The sequence below is a fragment of the Roseateles sp. genome, from assembly GCF_036486225.1.
Taxonomy (GTDB): Bacteria; Pseudomonadota; Gammaproteobacteria; order Burkholderiales; family Burkholderiaceae_C; genus Roseateles.
Map to the genome: position 1 here is coordinate 1 of NZ_DASVNZ010000252.1, position 3,621 is coordinate 3,621.

General features: G+C 70.1%; 4 protein-coding genes and 1 pseudogene. 4 read left to right on the forward strand and 1 reads right to left on the reverse strand.

The features are described from left to right. From VF536_RS16805 to VF536_RS16820, 4 genes are all read left to right on the forward strand, one after another. On the forward strand, positions 1-685 hold a 685-nt coding region (locus VF536_RS16805), incomplete at its 5' end, for a fumarylacetoacetate hydrolase family protein (protein WP_331616010.1). Continuing rightward, entirely contained in the window at positions 666-1,343 is a 678-nt protein-coding gene (locus tag VF536_RS16810; protein WP_331616011.1) for a DUF4197 domain-containing protein, read from the forward strand. The genes VF536_RS16805 and VF536_RS16810, both read left to right, overlap by 20 nt. Further along, positions 1,340-2,002 carry a pyridoxamine 5'-phosphate oxidase family protein gene (locus VF536_RS16815; protein WP_331616012.1) on the forward strand — a complete coding sequence of 221 codons (663 nt, stop codon included), beginning with the start codon at positions 1,340-1,342 and terminating at the stop codon, positions 2,000-2,002. Before VF536_RS16810 ends, VF536_RS16815 begins: the two co-directional genes overlap by 4 nt. 22 nt (positions 2,003-2,024) lie before the next feature. Next, positions 2,025-3,122, forward strand: coding sequence for a homocysteine S-methyltransferase family protein (locus VF536_RS16820; protein WP_331616013.1), 1,098 nt, complete (start codon positions 2,025-2,027; stop codon positions 3,120-3,122). Between the two features lie 3 nt (positions 3,123-3,125). Here VF536_RS16820 and VF536_RS16825 read toward each other — a convergent pair. Next, positions 3,126-3,621, reverse strand: a pseudogene (locus VF536_RS16825) (phosphohydrolase); the annotation flags it as partial.

The window sequence follows — 3,621 nt, forward strand, 5'->3', positions numbered from 1 at the left end:
CCTGCGCACGCCGGGCCTGGAGCCCGAGCCGCAACTCGCCGCGCTCATCGGCGACCTGGCGCAGGGCGCGGTGCCGTCGCAGGCGCTGGAGGCGGTCCGGCTGCTGATGCTGGTCGGCGACTGGGTGCTGCGGCCGGTGCAGCAGGAGGAACTCGCGAACGGCTGGCCCGCGCTGCACAGCCGCCCGGCGCTGCAGTTCGCGCCGGTCGCCATCACGCCGGACGAACTGCCCGGCGCCTGGTACCTCGGTCGCGCGGCCTTGCAGCTGCAGGTCATGCGCAACGGTCGCAAGCAGGCGGTCGTCGACGCGAAGACCGGGATGAAGTGGTCCCTCGGCGATCTGATCGCCGAAGCAGCGCTCAACCGGCCGCTGCGCGCCGGTACGCTGGTCGGCGCGGGATCGCCGGTGCTCGGTAGGCCGGTGACGCTGGAGCCGGGCGACAGCCTGCGCATCGAGTTCAAGCTCGGTGACGGTCCCGGTCCGTTCGGCGCCATCGACATGGACCTCGCGGAGTCGGAAGATGCGGCATCGGACGCCGCCGGCACCGCGGACGATGCCGAGGGCGACACCCCGGTCGACGCCGTGGACAAGCCCCCGAACGAAGCCGCCGTAGCCGCCGAAGCCGTTGAGACGGCCACCCCTGACGTCCATGAAGGAGACACCGATGAACCTGTTTCGCCGTGACCTGATCGCGCTGCTGGGCGCGGGTTGCGCCTCGCCCTGGGCGATGGCGCTGAGCCTGAGCGAAGGCGACGCCGCCTCCGGCGTGCGCGCGGCCCTCGAACGCGGCGCCCAGACGGCGCTCGCCAACCTGGGCAGGACCGACGGTTTCCTGGGCAACCCGCAGGTGAAGATCGAACTTCCCGGTGCGCTGAAGGACGCGGCGCGCCTGCTGCGCACCACCGGCCAGGGCAAGCGCATCGACGACCTGATCACCTCGATGAACCGCGCCGCCGAGCAGGCCATGCCCGAGGCGCGCCAGCTGCTGGTCACCACGGTGCGCAACATCAGCGTCGAGGACGCGGTGAAGATCGTGCGCGGCGGGGACAACGCGGTGACGCAGTTCTTTGAGGAGAAGACCCGTTCGCCGCTGACGACGAAGTTCCTGCCCATCGTGACCAAGGCGACCGAGCGCCAGTCGCTGAGCGAGAAGTACAATGCGGTGGCCGGCAAGGCCTCGGGTTTCGGGCTCATCCGCAAGGAGGACGCCAACCTGCAGGGCTACGTCACCGACAAGGCGCTGGACGGCCTGTACTTCATGATCGGCCAGGAAGAGAAGAAGATCCGCCAGGACCCGGTCGGCACCGGCAGCGCGATCCTGAAGAAGGTCTTCGGCGGATGAGCGCCTTGCCCGACAGCGGCGCCGTGGACACGCCCTGGCTCGACCGCTCGCACGATCTGGCGACCGTCGACGCGCTGAGAACCGTCTACGAGGCGCCGACCGCGCCCGCCACGCTGGACAAGGAATGCGACCACGTCCACCCGCTGTACCGGCCGTTCATCGAGGCGTCGCCGTTCGCGATCCTCGCGACGCGCGGGCCGCACGGTCTGGACACCTCGCCTCGCGGTGACGCGCCGGGCTTCATCGAGGTGGCCGATCCCAAGACGCTGCTGCTGCCGGACCGCCGCGGCAATCATCGCATCGACAGTCTGCGCAACCTCGTCCACGACCCGTCGCTGGCACTGCTGTTCCTGATCCCGGGCATCGGTGAATGCCTGCGCGTGAACGGCGTCGGTCGCATCAGCGCTTCGCCGGATTTGCGGGAGCGCTTCGCGGTCGAAGGCCAGTTGCCGAAGTCGGTCCTGGTGATCGAGGTGCATTCGGTCTTCTTCCAGTGCGCTCGGGCGGTCAAGCGCTCCGGGCTGTGGAATCCGGCCCGCCATGTCGAGCGCACCACGCTGCCGTCGACGGGCTCCATCCTGGCCGGCCTGAGCGCGTCGTTCGACGGCGCGGCCTACGACGCTGAGCTGGAAGATCGCCAGCGCCGCACGATGTATTGACGCGTTTCCTACAATCGGGGTCATGAACGCCCCGACCTCCGCCCGTCCCGCCGTCGCCCGCCCCGCAGTGGCCTACACCCGCGGCGCCGCCTTGCCCGCCATCCTGGCGCAACGCATCGCCGTCCTGGATGGCGCGATGGGCACGATGATCCAGCGCTACAAGCTGACGGAAGCCGACTTCCGCGGCGAACGTTTTGCCGATCATCCCAAGGACCTCAAGGGCAACAACGACCTGCTGGTGCTGACCAAGCCCGAGGTCATCAGCGAGATCCATCGCCAGTACCTGGACGCCGGCGCCGACATCATCGAGACCAACACCTTCGGCACGACCACCGTCGCGCAGGAGGACTACGGCCTCGAGGCCTACGCCTACGAGATGAATGTCGCCGCGGCGCGCCTGGCGCGCGAGGCCTGCGACGCGTTCAGCACGCCGGACAAGCCGCGCTTCGCTGCCGGCGCGCTCGGCCCGACGCCGCGCACGGCTTCGATCAGCCCGGACGTCAACGACCCCGGCGCCCGCAACGTCGACTTCGACACCCTGCGCCAGGCCTATTACGACCAGGCCAACGCGATGCTGGAAGGCGGCGTCGACCTGTTCCTGATCGAGACCATCTTCGACACGCTGAACGCCAAGGCCGCGATCTTCGCGGTCGACGAGCTGATGGACGACACCGGCGAACGCCTGCCGGTGATCATCTCCGGCACCGTGACCGACGCGTCGGGCCGCATCCTGTCGGGGCAGACGGTGACGGCGTTCTGGCACTCGGTGCGGCACGCGCAGCCGATCGCGATCGGCCTGAACTGCGCGCTCGGCGCGGCGCTGATGCGGCCCTACATCGAGGAACTCTCGAAGGCGGCCGGCGACACGCCGATCTCCTGCTATCCGAACGCCGGCCTGCCCAATCCCATGAGCGACACCGGCTTCGACGAGACGCCCGACGTGACCGGCCGCCTGGTCGGCGAGTTCGCCGCGGCAGGTTTCCTGAACATCGCGGGCGGCTGCTGCGGCACGACGCCGGACCACATCCGGGCGATCGCGCAGAAGGTCTCCGCCTACCAGCCGCGCCGCTGGGGCAGCAAGCTGTTCAGCGGGCTGGTCGAGGAAGCCGAAGAGGCCTGAGCCTCAATACAGCTTCAACATCGCGTCCATGTTGATCCGCAGGCGGATCTCATGCGGCGCGAGGCTGGCCGTGATGGCCTGGGCCTGCAGGCGCGTGTCGCGCAGCACCGGTGCGGTCAGCGGCGTGCCGCTGCGCCCGAGCAGCGAGGCGACCATCGGCGCGTTGGCGCTGTGGCCGCGCTTGAGGACCATGCCCTCCTCGCCGTTGGCCAGCCGGACCAGCGAGCCCGGCGGATAGAGCCCGATCGCCTTGATCAGCGCGGCGCCGGCCTCGTCGGGTTGCTGGAGTTCGTCGAGGTAGACCGCCCGTGCCGCCTGGGCCGCGGACAGCGGCCGGCGGCTGCGCCGCGGGCTCAGGCGAGCGCCATAGACGTCGGCGCGGCGGAGCAGCCGCGCCATCAGCTCGCCGTCCGAGCGTCCGGCCAGCGGCCCCGGCCCGGCATCGTGATGCAGGCGCACGGCGGTCAGCCAATCCTCGTCGTCGACGCCGATCTCCAGC